This window comes from Lachnoclostridium sp. An76 (assembly GCF_002161355.1).
Taxonomy (GTDB): Bacteria; Bacillota; Clostridia; order Lachnospirales; family Lachnospiraceae; genus Mediterraneibacter; species Mediterraneibacter caccavium.
The window spans coordinates 81,888-100,705 of the sequence record NZ_NFHL01000006.1; the positions used below are offsets into that span (position 1 = coordinate 81,888).

At 52.3% G+C, this 18,818-nt stretch carries 19 protein-coding genes, 3 tRNA genes and 1 other annotated feature; of the genes, 18 read left to right on the forward strand and 4 right to left on the reverse strand.

Annotated features, from left to right (window positions below; genetic code table 11):
- Positions 1-7 precede the first annotated feature (7 nt).
- The 4 genes from rpoD to B5G27_RS11430 are packed head-to-tail and all read left to right on the forward strand — an operon-like array spanning position 8 to position 4,408.
- Positions 8-1,123 (forward strand): RNA polymerase sigma factor RpoD, encoded by a 1,116-nt coding sequence (rpoD, locus tag B5G27_RS11415; RefSeq protein WP_087178998.1) that lies wholly within the window; start codon positions 8-10, stop codon positions 1,121-1,123.
- A 58-nt stretch (positions 1,124-1,181) separates the two neighbouring features.
- Positions 1,182-1,928 carry a tRNA (adenine(22)-N(1))-methyltransferase gene (locus B5G27_RS11420; protein ID WP_087179099.1) on the forward strand — a complete coding sequence of 249 codons (747 nt, stop codon included), beginning with the start codon at positions 1,182-1,184 and terminating at the stop codon, positions 1,926-1,928.
- Positions 1,918-2,700: a Nif3-like dinuclear metal center hexameric protein gene (locus B5G27_RS11425; protein ID WP_087178999.1), complete on the forward strand. Its 783-nt coding sequence runs from the start codon at positions 1,918-1,920 to the stop codon at positions 2,698-2,700. The genes B5G27_RS11420 and B5G27_RS11425 overlap by 11 nt, the downstream gene beginning before the upstream one ends.
- A gap of 37 nt (positions 2,701-2,737) precedes the next feature.
- A complete protein-coding gene (locus tag B5G27_RS11430) occupies positions 2,738-4,408 on the forward strand; it encodes a nucleoside kinase (protein ID WP_087179000.1) in 1,671 nt (556 codons plus the stop codon).
- Positions 4,409-4,443: 35 nt separating this feature from the next.
- On the opposite strand, the gene B5G27_RS11435 is transcribed toward B5G27_RS11430, so the two are convergent.
- Positions 4,444-4,517: transfer RNA gene (locus tag B5G27_RS11435), tRNA-Met, on the reverse strand.
- Positions 4,518-4,533: 16 nt separating this feature from the next.
- A tRNA-Val gene (locus B5G27_RS11440) sits at positions 4,534-4,606 on the reverse strand.
- A 181-nt stretch (positions 4,607-4,787) separates the two neighbouring features.
- On the opposite strand from B5G27_RS11440, the gene B5G27_RS11445 reads away from it, so the two are divergent.
- The 11 genes from B5G27_RS11445 to B5G27_RS11495 all read left to right on the forward strand — a co-directional run bounded on the left by B5G27_RS11445 (position 4,788) and on the right by B5G27_RS11495 (position 13,112).
- Positions 4,788-5,243 carry a hypothetical protein gene (locus B5G27_RS11445; RefSeq protein ID WP_087179001.1) on the forward strand — a complete coding sequence of 152 codons (456 nt, stop codon included), beginning with the start codon at positions 4,788-4,790 and terminating at the stop codon, positions 5,241-5,243.
- A gap of 2 nt (positions 5,244-5,245) precedes the next feature.
- Positions 5,246-5,821 (forward strand): 2-C-methyl-D-erythritol 2,4-cyclodiphosphate synthase, encoded by a 576-nt coding sequence (ispF, locus tag B5G27_RS11450; protein ID WP_087179002.1) that lies wholly within the window; start codon positions 5,246-5,248, stop codon positions 5,819-5,821.
- Positions 5,802-6,956, forward strand: a complete 1,155-nt coding sequence (locus B5G27_RS11455; RefSeq protein WP_087179003.1) for a GNAT family N-acetyltransferase — start codon at positions 5,802-5,804, stop codon at positions 6,954-6,956. Before ispF ends, B5G27_RS11455 begins: the two co-directional genes overlap by 20 nt.
- Positions 6,957-7,027: 71 nt before the next feature.
- Positions 7,028-7,249, forward strand: a binding site (T-box leader).
- 84 nt (positions 7,250-7,333) lie between these two features.
- Positions 7,334-8,023: a serine O-acetyltransferase EpsC gene (epsC, locus tag B5G27_RS11460; protein ID WP_087179004.1), complete on the forward strand. Its 690-nt coding sequence runs from the start codon at positions 7,334-7,336 to the stop codon at positions 8,021-8,023.
- Positions 8,010-9,416, forward strand: coding sequence for a cysteine--tRNA ligase (gene cysS / locus B5G27_RS11465; RefSeq protein ID WP_087179005.1), 1,407 nt, complete (start codon positions 8,010-8,012; stop codon positions 9,414-9,416). The genes epsC and cysS overlap by 14 nt, the downstream gene beginning before the upstream one ends.
- On the forward strand, positions 9,401-9,880 hold the full coding sequence (locus B5G27_RS11470) for a Mini-ribonuclease 3 (RefSeq protein ID WP_087179006.1): 480 nt from the start codon (positions 9,401-9,403) through the stop codon (positions 9,878-9,880). Before cysS ends, B5G27_RS11470 begins: the two co-directional genes overlap by 16 nt.
- A gap of 19 nt (positions 9,881-9,899) precedes the next feature.
- Positions 9,900-10,718, forward strand: a complete 819-nt coding sequence (rlmB, locus tag B5G27_RS11475; RefSeq protein WP_242958299.1) for a 23S rRNA (guanosine(2251)-2'-O)-methyltransferase RlmB — start codon at positions 9,900-9,902, stop codon at positions 10,716-10,718.
- A gap of 5 nt (positions 10,719-10,723) precedes the next feature.
- Positions 10,724-11,344: a sigma-70 family RNA polymerase sigma factor gene (locus tag B5G27_RS11480; RefSeq protein WP_087179101.1), complete on the forward strand. Its 621-nt coding sequence runs from the start codon at positions 10,724-10,726 to the stop codon at positions 11,342-11,344.
- 20 nt (positions 11,345-11,364) lie between these two features.
- A complete protein-coding gene (locus tag B5G27_RS11485) occupies positions 11,365-12,222 on the forward strand; it encodes a CPBP family intramembrane glutamic endopeptidase (RefSeq protein ID WP_087179007.1) in 858 nt (285 codons plus the stop codon).
- Complete coding sequence (gene dtd, locus B5G27_RS11490; RefSeq protein ID WP_087179008.1) at positions 12,219-12,665, forward strand: D-aminoacyl-tRNA deacylase; 447 nt, start codon at positions 12,219-12,221, stop codon at positions 12,663-12,665. Before B5G27_RS11485 ends, dtd begins: the two co-directional genes overlap by 4 nt.
- A gap of 27 nt (positions 12,666-12,692) precedes the next feature.
- A complete protein-coding gene (locus B5G27_RS11495; protein ID WP_087179009.1) occupies positions 12,693-13,112 on the forward strand; it encodes a hypothetical protein in 420 nt (139 codons plus the stop codon).
- A 134-nt stretch (positions 13,113-13,246) separates the two neighbouring features.
- Here the strand turns inward: B5G27_RS11495 and B5G27_RS11500 are convergent.
- A tRNA-Thr gene (locus tag B5G27_RS11500) sits at positions 13,247-13,319 on the reverse strand.
- A gap of 164 nt (positions 13,320-13,483) precedes the next feature.
- On the opposite strand from B5G27_RS11500, the gene B5G27_RS11505 reads away from it, so the two are divergent.
- Positions 13,484-13,852 carry a hypothetical protein gene (locus B5G27_RS11505; RefSeq protein WP_087179010.1) on the forward strand — a complete coding sequence of 123 codons (369 nt, stop codon included), beginning with the start codon at positions 13,484-13,486 and terminating at the stop codon, positions 13,850-13,852.
- Positions 13,853-14,007: 155 nt separating this feature from the next.
- Here B5G27_RS11505 and B5G27_RS11510 read toward each other — a convergent pair whose 3' ends face one another.
- Positions 14,008-15,492, reverse strand: coding sequence for a sodium-dependent transporter (locus B5G27_RS11510; RefSeq protein ID WP_087179011.1), 1,485 nt, complete (start codon positions 15,490-15,492; stop codon positions 14,008-14,010).
- Between the two features lie 180 nt (positions 15,493-15,672).
- Between B5G27_RS11510 and B5G27_RS11515 the strand changes: the two genes are divergently transcribed.
- Positions 15,673-17,340 (forward strand): glutamine--tRNA ligase/YqeY domain fusion protein, encoded by a 1,668-nt coding sequence (locus B5G27_RS11515; RefSeq protein ID WP_087179012.1) that lies wholly within the window; start codon positions 15,673-15,675, stop codon positions 17,338-17,340.
- Between the two features lie 58 nt (positions 17,341-17,398).
- Complete coding sequence (gene pdxR / locus B5G27_RS11520; RefSeq protein ID WP_087179013.1) at positions 17,399-18,802, forward strand: MocR-like pyridoxine biosynthesis transcription factor PdxR; 1,404 nt, start codon at positions 17,399-17,401, stop codon at positions 18,800-18,802.
- Positions 18,803-18,818 lie beyond the last annotated feature (16 nt).

The following is an 18,818-nucleotide window of genomic DNA, read 5'->3' on the forward strand; positions in this document are numbered from 1 at the left end:
TGGACACATGGAAGAAAACACACAGAAATTTCTGGAAAGAATGAAGGAACTCGTAGCGCTCGGGAAAAAGAAAAAAAGCGTGCTGGAAGTTCAGGAGATCAATGATTTCTTTACAGATATAGAATTGAGCCCGGACCAGATGGAGAAGGTGTTCGACTATCTGGAGGCAAATAATATTGATGTGCTCCGGATCAGCGCGGATGTGGATGACACAGACGTGGATATCGACGACATGATATCTGACGAGGACGAGGTGGATATGGAGCATATCGACCTGTCTGTGCCGGAGGGTGTGAGTATCGAAGATCCGGTCCGCATGTATCTGAAAGAGATCGGAAAAGTCCCCCTTCTGAATGCGGAGAGGGAGATCGAGCTTGCAAAAAGAATGGAAGAAGGAGACGAGGAGGCGAAAAAAGAGCTCGCGGAGGCAAACCTTCGTCTTGTCGTCAGTATTGCAAAAAGGTATGTGGGAAGAGGCATGCTTTTCCTTGATCTGATCCAGGAGGGAAATCTGGGTCTGATCAAGGCGGTTGAGAAATTTGATTACCACAAGGGATATAAATTCAGTACGTATGCTACCTGGTGGATCCGCCAGGCGATCACAAGGGCCATCGCGGACCAGGCAAGGACGATCCGTATTCCGGTGCACATGGTAGAGACGATCAACAAGCTGATCCGTGTATCCCGCCAGCTCCTCCAGGAACTGGGGCGGGAGCCGCTCCCGGAAGAGATCGCAAAGGAACTGGACATGCCTGTGGAGCGTGTGCGTGAGATCCTTAAGATCTCCCAGGAACCGGTATCGCTGGAGACTCCGATCGGCGAGGAAGAAGACAGCCATCTGGGCGATTTCATCCAGGATGACAATGTGCCGGTGCCGGCAGAGGCGGCTGCCCAGACTCTCTTAAAGGAGCAGCTCGACGAGGTGCTCGATACTCTGACAGAGAGGGAGCAGAAAGTACTCAGGCTCCGTTTCGGCATGAATGACGGAAGAGCGCGCACACTGGAGGAAGTGGGCAAGGAGTTTGATGTTACCAGAGAGCGTATCCGCCAGATCGAGGCGAAGGCGCTTCGGAAACTCCGCCATCCGAGCAGGAGCAGAAAATTAAGAGACTACCTTGACTGACAGCCGGCGCGGACGGAGCGCGGGGATCCCGGGCTGTCACAGAGACATGGGGAAATGTATGGAATTATCAAAGAGACTTCAGGCGGTCGCAGGACTTGTGACCGCCGGGTCTGTACTGGCGGATATCGGTACGGACCATGCTTATATCCCGATCTGGCTTGCGGAGAACGGGCGGATCAGAGGAGCGGTGGCAATGGATGTGAACCGCGGCCCTTTGGAGAGGGCGGAAGAGAATATACGGGAACACGGACTGGAAGACCGGATCCTCACAAGGCTGTCGGACGGATTCGCGGCGCTGGAGCCAGGAGAAGCGGACTGTGCCGTGATCGCCGGCATGGGAGGCGGGCTGACAGTGCGCATCCTGAAGGAAGGGATGGGGCTTGTCAGGACGCTGAAAGAATGTATACTCCAGCCCCAGTCAGAGATTGAAAAAGTGAGAGCCTTTCTTTTAGAGGAAGGTTTTTTGTTTATCTCGGAAGATATGGTGGAAGAGGACGGCAAATATTATCCTATGATGAAGATCGCCTGTCCGGGGAGAAAAGAAAGCCTGATAACGGGTGAGGATCCCGCGGCGGAGGAGCGGCGTGAAAATGACTGGGATGAGACGGAGCTGTTATATGGGAGATATCTTCTGCGGGACAGGAATCCTGTGCTCAGGCAGTACCTGGAGCGCGAGATACATATAAAACAGCAGATCCTGAAGGGGATCGAGGGCCAGGATTCCCCGAGGATAGCTGCGAGGAAGCAGGAACTGGAAAAAGAGATCAGAAAAGCAGAGAAAGGGCTGGTGTATTATGCTGTGTAAAGAGATCATACAGGTGATAGAGGCTGCTTATCCGAGGGAGGCCGCGTTGGATTTTGATAATGTGGGCCTGATCGCCGGAAGGACGGAAAAAGAAGTTAAGAGAGTATATATCGCGCTGGACGCGACGGACGCTGTCATCGACCGTGCGGTCGAGGCGGGGGCGGATATGCTTATCACGCACCATCCGCTGATCTTCTCCCCGCTGAAAAAAGTGACGGATGAAGATTTTGTAAGCAGGAGAGTCGTGAAGCTGATCCAAAATGATATTTCTTATTATGCGATGCACACGAATTACGATGTGCTCGGAATGGCGGAGCTTGCGGAAAAGATCCTGGGCATCCGCAATACCGAGGTGCTGGATATCACGATGGAAAAGGATGGGAAGCCGGAAGGGATCGGAAGGATCGGCGAGCTTGAAAAGCCCATGACACTGGAGGAATGCTGCGTCTATGTAAAGCATAAACTGAATCTGGGGAGCCTGAAAGTATTCGGGGATATGCAGGCGGAAGTCTCCAGGCTCGCCATCTCCCCCGGGTCCGGGAAGACTGCCATCGCAGCCGCGATCGCAAAAGGGGCGGATGTGCTCGTGACAGGGGATATCGGGCATCACGACGGGCTGGATGCCGTAGAACAGGGATTGTCTGTGATCGACGCCGGGCATTACGGGACGGAATATATTTTTATCGATGATATGAGGAGATTCCTGGAAGATAAGCTGCCTGTGCTCGATGTTATAACGACGCCTGTGATCCATCCGTTCCAGGTCATATAAGTGCCGCAGGCTGTACGAAGAATAAGGAGGAGCAGATTTGGAAAGTCGGAAATGTAGTGTCTGTATCAATGGAGAGACGAGAGAGTATGACGCGGGGACTTCTTATCAGGATATTGCCGAAGAGTTCCAGCCCCGGTATGAGCACCAGATCGTGCTCGCTTTCGTGGATGGGAACCATCTGAGGGAGCTGCGCAAAAGGGTGGAGAGGGACTGCGAGATCGCGTTTATCACAACAGGGGACCCGATCGGGCATGAGGCTTATAAAAGGAGTATGTGCTTTCTCCTGGTCAAGGCTGTCCATGATGTGGCGGGACATGACAGGATAGAGAGGGTGCGGATCCATTTTTCGGTGGATAAAGGGTATTACTGTACAGTGGAAGGCGGTGTCGAACTGACAGAAGGATTCCTGGAGAAGGTATCCGCCCGGATGAGGGAGCTCTCTGCTGAAAAGATCGCCATCGGAAAGCGGAGCGTCCATACTTACGATGCGGTGGAAATGTTCCACAGGCACGGCATGTATGACAAGGAACGGCTGTTTGAGTACAGGCGCGTGTCAAAGGTCAATATATACAGCATCAATGAATTTGAAGACTATTACTATGGCTATATGGTACCTGATGCGGGATGCCTGAAATATTTCTCCCTGCATCTGTATGATGAAGGCTTTGTGATCCAGATGCCAACCCGGGAAAAACCTGAGGAAGTGCCCAGGTTTCAGCCCAGCCCGAAGCTCTTCCAGGTGCTGAAGGAATCGGTGCTCTGGGGCGACTGTCAGGATATTGAGACTGTGGGCGCGTTGAATGATATGATCACAAAGAATGATATGCGGGAGGTAGTCCTGGTCCAGGAGGCCCATCAGGAACGGCAGATCGGAGAGATCGCCAAGAAGATCGCTGAGAAGGGAAATGTCAAGTTTGTCCTGATCGCAGGGCCTTCATCATCAGGGAAGACGACTTTTTCGCACCGTCTTTCCATACAGCTGCGCGTAAACGGGATGAAGCCCCATCCGATCGCAGTGGACAATTACTTTGTGGACAGGGAGTACACGCCGAAGGATAAGGACGGGAATTATAACTTTGAATGCCTGGAAGCCATTGATATCGCGAAATTCAATGAGGATATGAAGGCGCTGCTGGAGGGAAAAGAAGTCTATCTCCCTGTTTTTGATTTTAAGACAGGGAAGAGGAAGTATGAGAACCGGCCGAAGAAACTGGGACCCCATGATATCCTCGTCATAGAGGGGATCCACTGCCTGAATCCGAAGCTGACAGAGCTGATGGATGATGAAAATAAATTTAAGATCTATATCAGCGCTCTGACCCAGCTTAATATCGATGAACACAACCGGATCCCGAGCACGGACGGGCGGCTGATCCGCAGGATCGTCCGGGATGCCCGCACGAGAGGCGCTTCTGCCACGAAGACGATCGCCATGTGGTCCTCTGTGAGGAGAGGGGAGGAGGAGAATATCTTTCCTTTCCAGGAGCAAGCGGATGTGATGTTCAATTCCTCTCTGCTCTATGAGCTCGCTGTGCTCAAGCAGTATGTAGAACCGCTGCTGTTCGGCGTGGACAAAGATTCGCAGGAATATCTGGAAGCAAAGAGGCTGCTGAAGTTTTTTGATTATTTTGTCGGGATCGGAAGCGAATATATTCCGACGAATTCCCTGCTGAGAGAATTTATCGGGGGAGGGTGCTTCCATGTATGAAAAAAAACCTCGTTCAAAACGAGGTTTTTTATAAGTAGCGGAAACTGGATTTGAACCAGCGACACCACGGGTATGAACCGTGTGCTCTAGCCAACTGAGCTATTCCGCCATGATCAGGTTTTATATGGGGCCTATAGGGCTCGAACCTATGACCCTCTGCTTGTAAGGCAGATGCTCTCCCAGCTGAGCTAAGACCCCATATTTTGGCGGGTTTCGAAGTTCTTTCCGCAACCCGCTTTGCTATTATACTATCAGGATGAGCCAAATGTCAACACTTTTTTTGAAAAGTTTTTCAAAGTATTTGACCGGGGATATTTCTGGAATTGCAGTGCAAGTTATGATAGAATAATGCACAGAATGATCACGGAGGATAAAGACAATGAACAACAGGACAGGATATGGATTACGGATCGTGCTCGGAGGCTATCTGGCTTACCTCGGTATCAGGATGCTGATCCAGACAGTAAACGAAAGACCGGCGAATATGATGTTTATGGGAGCGATGGCTGTTATTTTTTCAGTGGTAGGTATCGCGTATGTGGCATACAGCCTGAAAAAAGTATGGGAGCTGAGGAAAGAAGAGTTAAAATCCCAGGGAGACGGCGAAAGTGGGACAGACTTATATCAGGAAGAAGCAGCCGGTGTGCAGGAGAAAGAGGAAAAAGAAGTAAAGTCACCGGCGGAAGATACAGAAAAGATATCTGATGAGAAAACAGAGAAAGCCCCCGGACCGGAAGCTGTTCCGAATGAGCCGGCAGAAGCGAATGAGCCGGCAGAAGATCAGTCGGGGACGCAGGGGACGGAAGAGCTTGAAAATGACTATGAGGAGAAGTAAAGATGCGGGTAGGTATGGGATATGACGTCCACAGGCTGACTGCGGGCAGGAAACTGATCCTGGGAGGAGTGGAGATCCCTTATGGCAAAGGGCTCCTGGGACATTCGGATGCGGACGTGCTGGTGCACGCGGTGATGGACGCCCTTCTGGGGGCGGCTGCCCTGGGGGATATCGGGAAGCATTTCCCGGATACGGATCCGGAATATGAAGGAATTTCCAGCATCCGGCTCCTGGAGCATGTGGGCAGGCTTTTGGATGAAAAAGGATATGTGATCGAGAATATCGATGCTACGATCATCGCGCAGCGGCCGAAGATGCGTCCGTATATTGACCAGATGCGGGAAAACATCGCAGAGGCGCTGAAGATCGAGACAGACCAGGTGAATGTAAAGGCGACGACAGAGGAAGGGCTTGGATTTACCGGCTCAGGCGAGGGTATTTCCTCCCAGGCGGTCTGCGCGCTGGAAAGATATCTGAATTACGGGAGCATGGATGTGACGGACGCTGGTCCGGCATGCGGTGGATGCTGTGCCCGTGCGGCGGGAAAGGAAGATCAGGATGAAACTGCGCAGGCTTGACCCGTCGGAACACGGGAAGACGAGAGAACTTTGGGAAGAGGTCTTTCCGGACGACACAAAAGCTTTTCTGGATTACTATTATTATATCAAGACAAGGGACAATGCGATCTATGTCATAGAGGAAGACGGGGAAATCTGCTCCATGCTCCAGCTTAACCCGTATATGGTCAGGGTGGAGGGGCAGGAATTCCCGTCCGCCTATATCATTGCGGTCGCCACGAGAAAAGAATACCGTAGCCGGGGCTATATGGGGGCTTTGCTCAGGACCTCCCTGAAAGAAATGTACAACAGGGGGCTCCCGTTTACGTTCCTGATGCCCGCGGCGGAAGCGATCTATACGCCGTATGATTTCCGGTATATATACAGCCAGGACCAGGGAACGCTGATCTGCGGGAAAAGAGACGGAGAGCTGCACTGGAAAAGCGAAGGAGTCCTCTTTTCGGACGCCGGGCTCTGGGACGCGGAAGAAATGTCGCACTTTTTCGAAACATATTTTGCGGACAGGTTCCAGGTGTGTACGGTAAGGGACGCCGCCTATTATCAGACTATGATCCTGGAACAGCAGAGCGAAAGGGGCGGTGTGCGGCTCATGCGCCGGGACGGTGTCCTGAAAGGCTTTTATGCCTATGCGGGTGAGGAAGGTCTGGAGATACGGGAGCCGCTCTTCCTGTCTGGTTATGAGGAGAATTTCAGGAACTCTGTGGAAGAACTGGCAGACAGGATGCAGGCGGGGCAGCAGGAGATTCCAGTTTATGCGTGCCCGCCGGAGTATGCGGATCGCAGGAAGCCACTCATCATGGCCAGGATCGTCAGCCTCAGGAATCTCCTGTCCGCGCTGATGGTGCCGGAAGAGGAGTGTGTGGAGTGCTCTTTCGCTGTGATCGATCCTCTGATAACGGAGAACAGCCGTGTCTGGAAGCTGACAAGCGGGATCGGTGAGACAGAGCTCCATGTGGGAGAGACTGAGGATTCGGAAGGCGTCCTGCCGGTCGCGGACTTTACAGAGCTGATCTTCGGGCAGGTGACGCCGGAAGAACTCGCGGGCAGGGAGGGTGTGATCCTGACAGAGCATCTCGCCGGAGAGTTCAAAAAGATCATCAGACTGTCCAGGGTGTGCTTTAATGAAATCGTTTAAGCGGCTTATTATAATGAGATCGTTTGGGCGCTTTGGGTTGACAAACCGCTGAAAGTTGCATAAGATAGGGAAGAAAGGCGAAGAACGGGAAGAGTAACGGTTTTGGTAATGCTCAGAGAGGGGATGCCGCCGGCTGAGAGCAGCCCTGTATGGATAAACTGTGAAGTGCGCCCGGGAGCTGATCCCGCGAACAGACAGAGTAGCGGGATACGTGTGGCAGACGTTACAGGCTCATGAGTGAAAGAGAAATTCTTTTATTAGAGTGGAACCGCGGAACTAACTTCGTCTCTGAGCAGAGGCGGAGTTTTTTAGTCTTTCGGAAAATCCCGGGGCAGTTTCTGCGGACATTTTTGACGATAAGACGATAAGGAGAAAAAATGGGGCTAATATCGTATATTAAAGAAGAGATACAGGTTGTCAGGGAGAGGGATCCGGCGATCAAGTCCAACATGGAGGTATTCCTGTATCCCAGCTTCCGGGTGATACTGAGATACCGGCTGGCACATAAGCTGTATTTAAAGAAACATTATTTCCTGGCCCGGTGGATCTCCCAGAGGGCGGCGAGGAAGACCGGGATCGAGATCCATCCCGGAGCGACCATCGGGAGAGGGCTGTTTATCGACCACGGAAGCGGCGTGATCATCGGTGAGACAACAGTTATCGGCGACAATGTGACCCTGTACCAGGGCGTGACCCTGGGAGGCACGGGGAAGGAGCAGGGGAAACGCCACCCGACCCTGGAGGACAATGTGATGGTAAGCGCGGGGGCAAAGATCCTCGGATCGTTTACCATCGGTGAAAATTCGAAGATCGGCGCCGGCTCTGTCGTGCTGGAAGAGGTGCCGCCGAACTGTACGGTGGTCGGGGTGCCGGGAAGGATCGTCCGCATGGGCGATAAGAAGGTGCCGAGGACAGATATGGACCAGATCCATCTGCCGGATCCTGTACTGGATGATATCAGGAAGCTGCAGCAGGAAAATATCCGTCTGCACGGGGAGCTGAGGCGGCTTGTGAAAGAAATAAGATGCGTGGAGAAGAAAGGAGACTATTATGATGAAGATCTATAATACGATGTCAAAGAAGAAGGAAGAGTTTATTCCCCTGGAAGAGGGGAAAGTGAAGATGTACGTGTGCGGGCCGACGGTATATAACTTTATCCATATCGGGAATGCACGCCCGATGATCGCGTTCGATACGGTGAGGCGCTATTTTGAGTATAAAGGGTATGACGTGAATTTTGTGTCTAATTTCACGGACGTGGACGACAAGATCATTAAGAAAGCGATCGAGGAGGGCGTGACCGCGGACGAGATCTCAAAACGCTATATTGCCGAGTGCAAGAAGGATATGGAGGCAATGAATATCAAGCCCGCGACTAAGAATCCTCTTGCCACGGAGGAGATCTGCGGCATGGTGGATATGATCCAGACCCTGATCGATAAGGGCTATGCCTATGAGAAGAACGGCACAGTGTACTACCGTACCAGAAAGTTCGAGGGATACGGAAAACTGTCGCACAAAAATCTGGACGATCTCCGCTCCGGCGGCAGGACCCTCCTGGTGACCGGTGAGGACGAGAAGGAAGATCCCCTTGACTTTGTGCTCTGGAAGCCGAAAAAGGAAGGGGAGCCTGCGTGGGAGTCACCGTGGAGCGAAGGACGTCCGGGATGGCATATCGAGTGCTCGGAGATGTCCAAGAAATATCTTGGCGAGCAGATCGACATCCATGCGGGAGGGGAGGACCTGATCTTCCCTCACCATGAAAACGAGATCGCACAGAGCGAGGCTGCCAATGGCAGGGAATTTGCAAGATACTGGATGCACAACGGATTCCTCAACATCGACAACCGCAAGATGTCCAAATCCCTTGGGAACTTCTTTACGGTGCGCGAGATCAGCGAGAAGTATGATCTCCAGGTACTCCGCTTTTTCATGCTGAGCGCGCATTACAGAAGCCCGCTGAATTTCAGCGCGGAGCTGATGGAGGCCGCGAAGAACGGGCTGGAGCGTATCCTGACCGCTGCGGAAAACCTGAGGTTCCTGTCCGGAAACGCAGGGGACGGAGCGATGACAGAGGAAGAAAAAGAGCTGTTCTCCAGGACGGAAGAATATGTAGCTGACTTTGAGCGCGCCATGGACGATGACTTTAATACAGCGGACGCGATCGCGGCTGTATTTGACCTTGTGAAATATATCAACACCACAGCGGACGGATCCCGTTCCAGGGAGTATCTGGACAGCCTGTATGCGCGCCTTCAGACATTGACGGATGTACTCGGCATTATCGTTGACAAAGAGGAAGAGATGCTTGACGCGGACATCGAGGCTATGATCGAGAAGCGTCAGGCAGCGAGAAAGGAAAGAAATTTCGCCCTGGCTGACCAGATCAGGGATGAACTTCTGGCAAAAGGGATCATTCTTGAGGATACGAGAGAAGGAGTAAAATGGAAAAAAGCGTAGAGTTCGGGTTTGAGCATTATATGGAACAGATACCTGGTATGGGGAAAGTGGATCCCCGTGCCAGCTCTCCGCTCGTGCTGGCGTATATCGGCGACTGCGTCTTTGACCTGATCATCAAGATGATGGTGGCAGGCAGGGGCAACAGGCAGGTCCATAAGCTGCATGAAGAGACCAGCCATTATGTACAGGCGTCTGCGCAGTCCTTTATGATGCGTGCCATGCAGGAGCATCTGACAGAAGAAGAACATGCAGTGTACCGGAGAGGAAGGAATGCCCGGAGTGTCTCCCCGGCGAAAAATCAGTCGATCACAGATTACCGGCGGGCTACTGGTTTTGAGGCGCTCATCGGGTATCTGTACCTGAACCGGGAGTATGCAAGGCTCACGGAGCTGGTGTCCATCGGGCTTGAGAGCATGAGGGCGGCAGACAGGGAAGAGAGCACAGAAGATGCAGGGAAATCATAGGATGCAGGAGAATTACAGTATGCAGGAAAATCACAGAGTGCAGAAAAATGTCGGGAATCAGGACGAATATACAGGAAGGCCGGGACAGGACAGGGAGCACACGCTTGTCATTGAGGGGCGCAACGCGGTGCTGGAGGCGTTCCGGTCCGGGCGCACCATTGACAAGCTCTTTGTGCTGGACGGCTGTCAGGACGGCCCGGTGCGCACTATTATCCGGGAGGCGAAGAAGCACGGCGCGATCCTGAATTTTGTCGGGAAGGAACGTCTCGCCCAGCTCAGCCAGACAGGCAGGCATCAGGGAGTCATAGCCTATGCTGCCGCGTATGATTATGCAGAGGTGGAAGATATGCTGAAGCTGGCAGAGGAGAGGGGAGAGGATCCGTTTCTCATCCTTCTGGACGGGATCGAGGATCCCCATAACCTGGGCGCGATCATACGGACCGCGAATATCGCAGGCGCACACGGGGTCATTATCCCTAAGAGGCGCGCTGTCGGGCTGACGGCGACTGTGGCAAAGACCTCCGCAGGAGCGCTTAATTATACTCCGGTGGCAAAGGTGACGAACCTGGCAAAGACGATGGAAGAACTGAAGGAAAAAGGGATCTGGTTCGTCTGCGCGGATATGGACGGAGAAGAGATGTACAGCCTGGACCTGACAGGCCCCATTGGCCTTGTGATAGGAAACGAAGGGGAAGGGGTGAGCCGGCTGGTAAAAGAAACCTGTGACTTTACTGCCGGGATCCCGATGAAGGGGGAGATCAATTCCCTGAACGCATCTGTGGCAGGAGGAGTCCTGGCGTATGAGATCGTGCGCCAGCGGCTGCAGAAAGCGCGGTGACCGGGATGGGGAAATATGACAGGCTGACGGACGAGCAGCTCATCGAAAGGCTCAGGAAGGGCGAGCGGGAGATCATGGACCATCTTATGGTCAAATATAAATCCATGGTCCGGAAAAAGGCGCGGGCAATGTATCTCCTGGGCGGAGAGAATGAGGATCTGATCCAGGAAGGGATGATCGGTCTGATCAAGGCGGTGCGGGACTATGATCCGTCCCAGGGCACATCTTTTTCCAGCTTTGCGGAGCTGTGTGTGTCCAGGCAGATGTACAGTGCGATCGAGGCGTCGAAGAGAAAAAAACATCTTCCTCTGAATACCTATATCTCACTGTATGAAGAGAGCGAAGTAGAGAAGGACGGCAGGAAGATGCCTCTGATCGATACGATCGAGCCGGAGCAGGAGACTGACCCTGAGGCGCTGTATTTTGGGAAAGAATACACAGAGGCGTTCGTGGAGCAGCTGAAGGGAAACTTAAGCGCCCTTGAAAACCATGTCCTTTATCTTCACCTGATGGGGACGGATTACAGAAAGATCGCGGAGCTGCTTGACAAGAGCCCGAAATCGATCGATAATGCACTGCAAAGGATAAAAAGCAAGGCGGAGAAGATGCTCCGCCGGGACGAGTGAGAAAGACAGGAGATGAGACGATGAAGAAAACAAATAATTACTGGATGGCTGTTCTTGTTTTTGTTCTGACGATGGTACTGCTGTATGGCGGGACGCTTTTTATTTCCCTCGTGGCAGCAGTCGGCGGGGCCGTGATGGGCGGCGACAGGGCTTTGGACCTGGTCGAACGCTTTATAATGGAAAATCAGAACCTGCTCTCCTGCCTGATCTATATCGTGCCGGGTGCGGTATTCCTTACGTGGTACTATTTCGCATTTGTTGAAAAGAGGGGCGTCAGGCAGACTCTGGCTTCCCACACAAGGCGTCTGACCCCTGCGTGCTTCGGCTGGGTGGTGCTCCTGGGATTTGCTGTGCAGCATGTGATCTCCCTCATCATGGCGCTGATCTATGTTCTGCTCCCGTCTGCCATGGACCAGTATACGGAGATGATCGACTCCTCAGGAATTACCGAGTATTCGATCCTGTGGGCAGTGGCTACGCTGATCCTTCCGCCGATCGTGGAGGAGACAATCTTCCGCGGGCTGATCCTTCAGTATCTGGGACGCGCGGGCGCCGGATTTGTCGTGGCGAACCTGATCCAGGCGGTCCTTTTCGGAGTTTTCCACATGAACCTCGTGCAGGGCATCTACACCGCCCTTCTCGGCTTCCTGCTCGGCTGGCTGGCGTACCGATATGACAGCATCCTGGTGCCAATGCTGCTGCATGCCATATTTAACCTGTTCGGGACAGTGCTTGTGGATCTGGAGAGCAGGTTCCTCCCGGACATCGTCCTGACACTGATCATACTTGTCAGTGTCCCGCTGCTCATCGTCACGATCCTGATGATCCACTTTGGGGTCGGCGAGAAGAAAAAGAAGATCAGAGAGGTACAGCAATGAGATTTGTGATACAGGTGGTTAAGGAAGCGTCAGTAAAAGTGGAAGGGGAGACGATCGGACAGATCGGGAAGGGGTACCTTGTCCTGATCGGGGTCTCGGACAGTGATACAGAGGCTGTCGCTGATAAGATGATAAGAAAGATGACCGGGCTTCGGATATTTGCCGATGAAAACGGGAAGACGAACCTGTCCCTCGCGGATGTGGGTGGAAGCCTTCTTCTTGTTTCCCAGTTTACCCTTTACGCGAACTGCAAGAAGGGGAACCGCCCCAGCTTTATCGAGGCGGGAGCACCGGATAAAGCGGAGGCACTGTATGAGTATATCATCCGGGAGTGCGGGAAGACAGTCCCGGATGTACAGACCGGGAAGTTTGGGGCGGAGATGGAAGTAAGCCTGGTCAATGACGGGCCGTTTACCATCCTGCTGGATTCGGAAACGTTATAGATATCTTTTCAAAGAGGAGGATCAGGTATGACGATGAATGGAAGAAGAATAGGCAAAATGATTTTAAACTGCTTTGCGACAGCATTCATATATCTGGTGATGTACTATTTATCATACCGGGTTTTCCGTGAGTATTTATTTGTATGGACAGCGGATAACAGATACTGGTATACATGGATCTTGCCATTTGTATTCATCTTCCTGGGAAAATATATTATAAGTTACAGTATAACTTTTGGCAGTATCGCCGGCACATTTACAGGACAATATCTGGGCGACTATATCCAGAAAATAAGAATGGAAAAGATCACGTTATATTCGACTGCCGAAGAGAGGTGGCATCTGTCCCTGCATTATGGAGTGGCCATATGGCTTGCTGTTATCCTGATCTTTTTAGTCATCGGAATATTGCTGGAAAAGAAATTAAAGAAAAAAACCTCTTCTTAAATACAACCCGAATGAGAAACCGGGAGAACTTCCGTTTATAGTGCGGAAGTTCTCCCGGCTTTTTGAAATAAAAAAGAATTGCTGCTCCGGCAGATCCTCTGTCTGCTTTTGCAGCAATTCTTTCAAAGTAAAAAAGCTGTCTAGGGGACTTGAACCCCCGGCCTCCGCCTTACCAAGGCGACGCGCTACCGACTGCGCCAAGACAGCCTGCTGTATGGTGTTTCATACGCAATGACTAATATACACCAGCAAGAGCGGGATTGTCAAGAAAAAAATGCAATGATTTCTGTCATTTCATGTATGTCTGCCCGGGGTGTGCTATACTGAATGAAACGCAGTGGTGCTTCCCGGACAGGCGGGAGGAAAAAGCTATGAAAATAGGAATGGAGGAACTGGAAGATTTAAGAGACGGACTGGAGCGGCTGCTGGAGTTTATCAGAGGGATGGAGCAAGGGGAACTGCCGTATTTTTATCGGTATTTCCATACGATGAAATCAAATATCGAGATGTTTTTCTGTATCGGCTGTGAGGATATCGCTGACTTTTTTCCTGTGCTGGAACGGGACTGGAAAGCTTCCCACACGATGTTCATCGGAGTGCAGGACTATGACCTGAGAAAGGAACACCCCGAGGCGGATCCCATGCTGTGTCTGTATTTTGCGCGGCTTCTGGCTGAGGTGGGAAAGTATTTTGAGAGAGGGAAAGCGGAATTTGTAAGAGAAGGTTCCTCTGCGGTCTGACGCCGGAGATGCAGGGAGACTGTTGGAACTGCTTATGGGACAGACTGCTGGAACTGATTATGTGATCATGGGACAGGGAGCAGGAGGCGCAGATAATACGCTGATATCGTGAGAGAGCAGGATGAGAAGTCCAGTCTGCTCTCTCACGATGCGGATTACTTCCTGTATGTTGTCTGGTGTTTGAAGGTTTTCTTCTTCCGGCTGACCATGAATACCATGAGCAGGAATGCGATGCCGATCACCATCCACACAGCGAACACGGCAGGACCCTGTGTGCTGAATTTGTCATAATATCCTTTCAGATAGATGATGACAACGATCCATGGCAGCACATAAGTCATATATCCGCGGATGAACTGCGGGAATTTCATGCCGTTCCCGGAATTGGCCTCCCGGATGAAATTATCCCATCCCCAGCCGTTCTTATGCGTACAGAACATCAGGTAGATCACAGAGCCCAGCGGCAGGATGTTGTTGGAGACAAGGAAGTCCTCCAGGTCCATGATGGTGGAACCGCTGCCCAGGGGCTGGAGTCCGGCGAGGACGTTGAAGCCCAGGATGCAGGGGATGCTGAGCACGATAATGATCACGATATTGATCCCCACAGACTTCCTGCGGCTGGCTCCGAACAGGTCCATGCCGAAAGAGACGATATTCTCAAACACGCCTACGATCGTGGACAGCGCGGCGAAGAACAGGAACAGGAAGAACAGCGCTCCCCAGAACCGCCCGCCCGGCATCTGTGTAAAAATATTCGGCAGGGTGATGAACACCAGGCCCGGACCGGCTCCGGGTTCTACGCCGAAGGCGAAGCATGCGGGGAATACGATCAGCCCGGCAGTCAGGGCGACGAAAGTATCCAGCAGCACGATGCTTAAAGATTCTCCCATGAGGGAGCGGGATTTATCCAGATAGCTGCCGAAGATCGCCATGCCGCCCATCCCGATGCTGAGCGTAAAGAAGGACTGGCTCATAGCTCCGAAGATCACATTCCCAAGCCCGGCTTCTTTCAGACGTCCGAAGTCCGGGATGAGATAGAAGCGCAGGCCCTCTGACGCCCCTGTGAGGGTGATGGAGCGGACCGCCAGTACGACCATGATCGCCAGCAGACAGAGCATGGTGGCTTTCATGATCTTCTCCACGCCTTTCTGGAGCCCGATGCTGCAGATCCAGAAGGAGAGCAGGATGACCAGTATGGTCCAGAACATGAGCGTGCCCGGGGACTGGAGCATGGAGTCGTACTTCTCTGCGACAGCTTCGGCGGTGACGCCGGTGAACTCGCCTTTCGCCATGCGGAAGCAGTAGTAGAGCATCCATCCGCCCACCATGGAGTAAAACATCACGAGCAGATAATTGCCCGCGATGGCAAACCAGCGCGTGTAATGCCAGCGGGAGCCCTCAGGTTCCAGTACATTGTAGGATGTGGCGATGCTCTTCTGGCTGGCGCGCCCTACGCTGAACTCGCACACGATGATAGGCATCCCGAGGATCACGAGGAACAGTAAGTAAATAAGGATAAAGGCAGCGCCTCCGTACTGGCCCGCCATGTACGGGAATTTCCATACATTTCCGAGCCCGATGGCGCATCCCGCGGATACGAGGATGAACCCGAGGCGGGAACCGAACTTTTCTCTTTTCATAATATCATTTGTTTCCTTTCTGTAATTCTTTTGAGAGTATAGCACGGAACAGGCGGGATGGAAAGTAAAAAGTGCGCGGGTGCACGAGTAGAAAATGCGGGTTATCCGCCTCTTGTGGTCATTTGTATTTTATGGTAAGATAATCTCCATGAAGTTTTTGCGTTATCAGAGGAGGATATAATGGAAAACGAAGCTGTTTCAAAGAATTTTATCGAGCAGGAGATCGACAGGGATCTGGCGGAAGGTGTATATGATCATGTCTGCACCCGTTTCCCACCTGAGCCGAACGGATATCTCCATATCGGACATGCCAAGTCTATCCTTTTAAATTACGGGCTTGCCCAGGAATACGGCGGGACCTTTCATATGAGATTTGACGACACGAACCCCACGAAGGAGAGAATGGAGTTTGTTGATTCGATCAAAGAGGATATCAAGTGGCTGGGAGCGGACTGGGGAGACCATCTGTATTTTGCTTCCGATTATTTTGATCAGATGTATGAATGTGCGGTCAAGCTGATCAAAAAGGGTAAGGCGTTTGTCTGCGACCTGACTCCGGAGCAGATGAGGGAGTACCGCGGCACGCTGAAAGAGCCGGGGAAGGAGAGCCCGTACAGGAACCGCTCTGTCGAGGAAAACCTGAGGCTCTTTGAGGAAATGCGCGAAGGGAAATATAAGGACGGAGAGAAAGTGCTCCGCGCGAAGATCGACATGGCTTCCCCGAATATCAATATGAGGGACCCGATCATTTACAGGGTGGCGCACATGACCCACCACAACACAGGGGACAAGTGGTGCATCTATCCGATGTATGATTTCGCCCATCCGATCGAGGATGCGATCGAGGGGATCACGCACTCCATCTGTACGCTGGAGTTTGAGGACCACAGGCCGCTCTATGACTGGGTAGTGAGAGAGTGTGAGTTCGAGAATCCGCCGAGGCAGATCGAGTTCGCGAAGCTGTACCTGACAAATGTGGTGACAGGGAAGCGCTATATCAAGAAGCTGGTGGAAGACGGCATTGTAGACGGATGGGACGACCCGAGGCTTGTATCCATCGCAGCGCTGAGACGCCGCGGGTTCACGCCGGAGTCCATCAAGATGTTTATCGATATGTGCGGGGTATCCAAAGCGCAGAGCTCTGTGGATTACGCGATGCTCGAGTACTGTATCCGCGAGGACCTGAAGATGAAGAAGCCGCGTATGATGGCAGTGCTCGACCCGATCAAGCTGGTGATCGACAATTACCCGGAAGGACAGGTCGAGTATCTCGATGTGGCGAATAACCTGGAGAATGAGGAACTCGGCTCAAGGAAAGTCCCGTTCGGACGGGAGCTTTACATTGAGAGAGAAGATTTCATGGAAGAGCCGCCGAAGAAATATTTCCGGCTGTTCCCGGGCAATGAAGTCCGTCTGATGCATGCTTACTTTGTGAAGTGTGAAAGCTTTGTTAAAGACGAAAACGGAAATGTGACAGAAGTGCACTGTACCTATGACCCGGAGACAAAGGCAGGAAGCGGATTTACCGGAAGGAAGGTAAAGGGCACGATCCACTGGGTTCCGGCTGCTTATGCACAGAAGGCAGAGGTAAGGCTGTATGAAAATCTGATCGATGAGGAGAAGGGAGTCTATAATAAGGAAGACGGTTCGCTGAACTTAAACCCGGATTCTCTGAAAGTGATAAAGGATGCTTACGTAGAGCCAAGCTTTGAGGGCGCGGGAGCCTATGACAGCTTCCAGTTTGTGCGCAACGGATATTTCTGTATTGACGCCCATGATTCTGCGCCGGACCATCTGGTGTTTAACCGGATCGTTTCGCTGAAGAGTTCGTTTAAGCTGCCGAAGTAAGGTGCAGGCTGTCAGTTTAACTGGCAGGATCAACAGGGCAGGCGGAATAAGAGGGATTATGAACGAGCTGACGATCAGTTTAAAACAGGGGGATAAAGTCCCCCTGTACGAGCAGATTTATTCTTATATAAAAGAAGAGATACAGAAGGGAGCCATCCCCAGCGGGGAAAAGCTCCCTTCTACTCGTGCGCTCTGCCGTCATCTGGACGTGAGCAGGAGCACTGTGGAGCTGGCTTATGAGCAGCTGCTGTCAGAAGGTTATATTGAAGCGCAGCCTTACCGGGGATATTTTGTATCTGAGATCGAGGGGCTGTATCAGTTCGGTACGGAGAGCGGGACAGAAGAAAAGAAGGAGAGGGCGGAAGAAAAGCAGTATCAGTATGATTTTACTCCGAATGGGGTGGACCTGAAAAGCTTCCCCTACAATGCGTGGAGAAAGCTCTCCCGTGAGTGCCTGACAGACGACCGGGCGGAGCTGTTCCGGCTCGGTTGTCCCCAGGGGGAGTACGGGCTGAGGAATGCGATCAGCAGTTATCTCCACCAGGCAAGAGGGGTGAACTGTACTCCGGATCAGATTATCGTGGGAGCGGGAAATGATTATCTCCTGATGCTTCTCTGTGCGGTGCTGGGGAACCGGCACCGGGTCGCCCTGGAGAACCCGACCTACCGTCAGGCTTACCGGCTTTTTGAGAATCTGTCCTACGAAGTCTGTACGGTGGACATGGACAGCAGGGGCATGCGCGCGGACGGGCTGGAAAAGTCCGGGGCGGACATTGCCTTTGTCATGCCGTCCCACCAGTATCCGCTTGGCACGGTCATGCCTATCCGCCGGAGGATGGAGCTCTTAAGATGGGCGGAAGGCAGCAGGAACCGATATATCATCGAGGATGATTATGACAGTGAGTTCCGGTATAAGGGAAAACCCATCCCGGCGCTCCAGGGATTTGACGGGAGCGGGAAGGTGATCTATATCGGGACGTTTTCCAAATCCATTGCCCCTGCGATCCGCATGAGCTATATGGTGCTGCCGGAGCCGGTGTGCGCCCTGTACCGGAAACGGTGCGGGTTTATCAGTTCTACTGTGTCAAAGGTGGATCAGATGATCCTTCAGAAATTTATCGAAGAAGGCTATTATGAACGGCATCTGAATAAGACAAGGGCATTGTACCGGAGCCGCCATGATACACTGCTGGCGGCTCTCAGAGAGCTGGATCCGGCTGTCCGTATTTCGGGAGAGAATGCAGGGGTCCATCTGCTGCTCCATTTCCGGGACGGAAGGAGCGAGGAAGAACTGATCCGAAAAGCAGCCGAAAAGGGTGTGAAGGTATACGGTCTGTCGGAATACTATGTAGATGGAAAGGAAAATACAGGGGAGACGGTCATTCTGCTGGGATATGCCAATATGAACGAGGAGAAGATCCGGGAAGCTGTAAAGCTTCTGGGTGAAGCGTGGAGGAAATAAAAAGGAGACTGCCCGG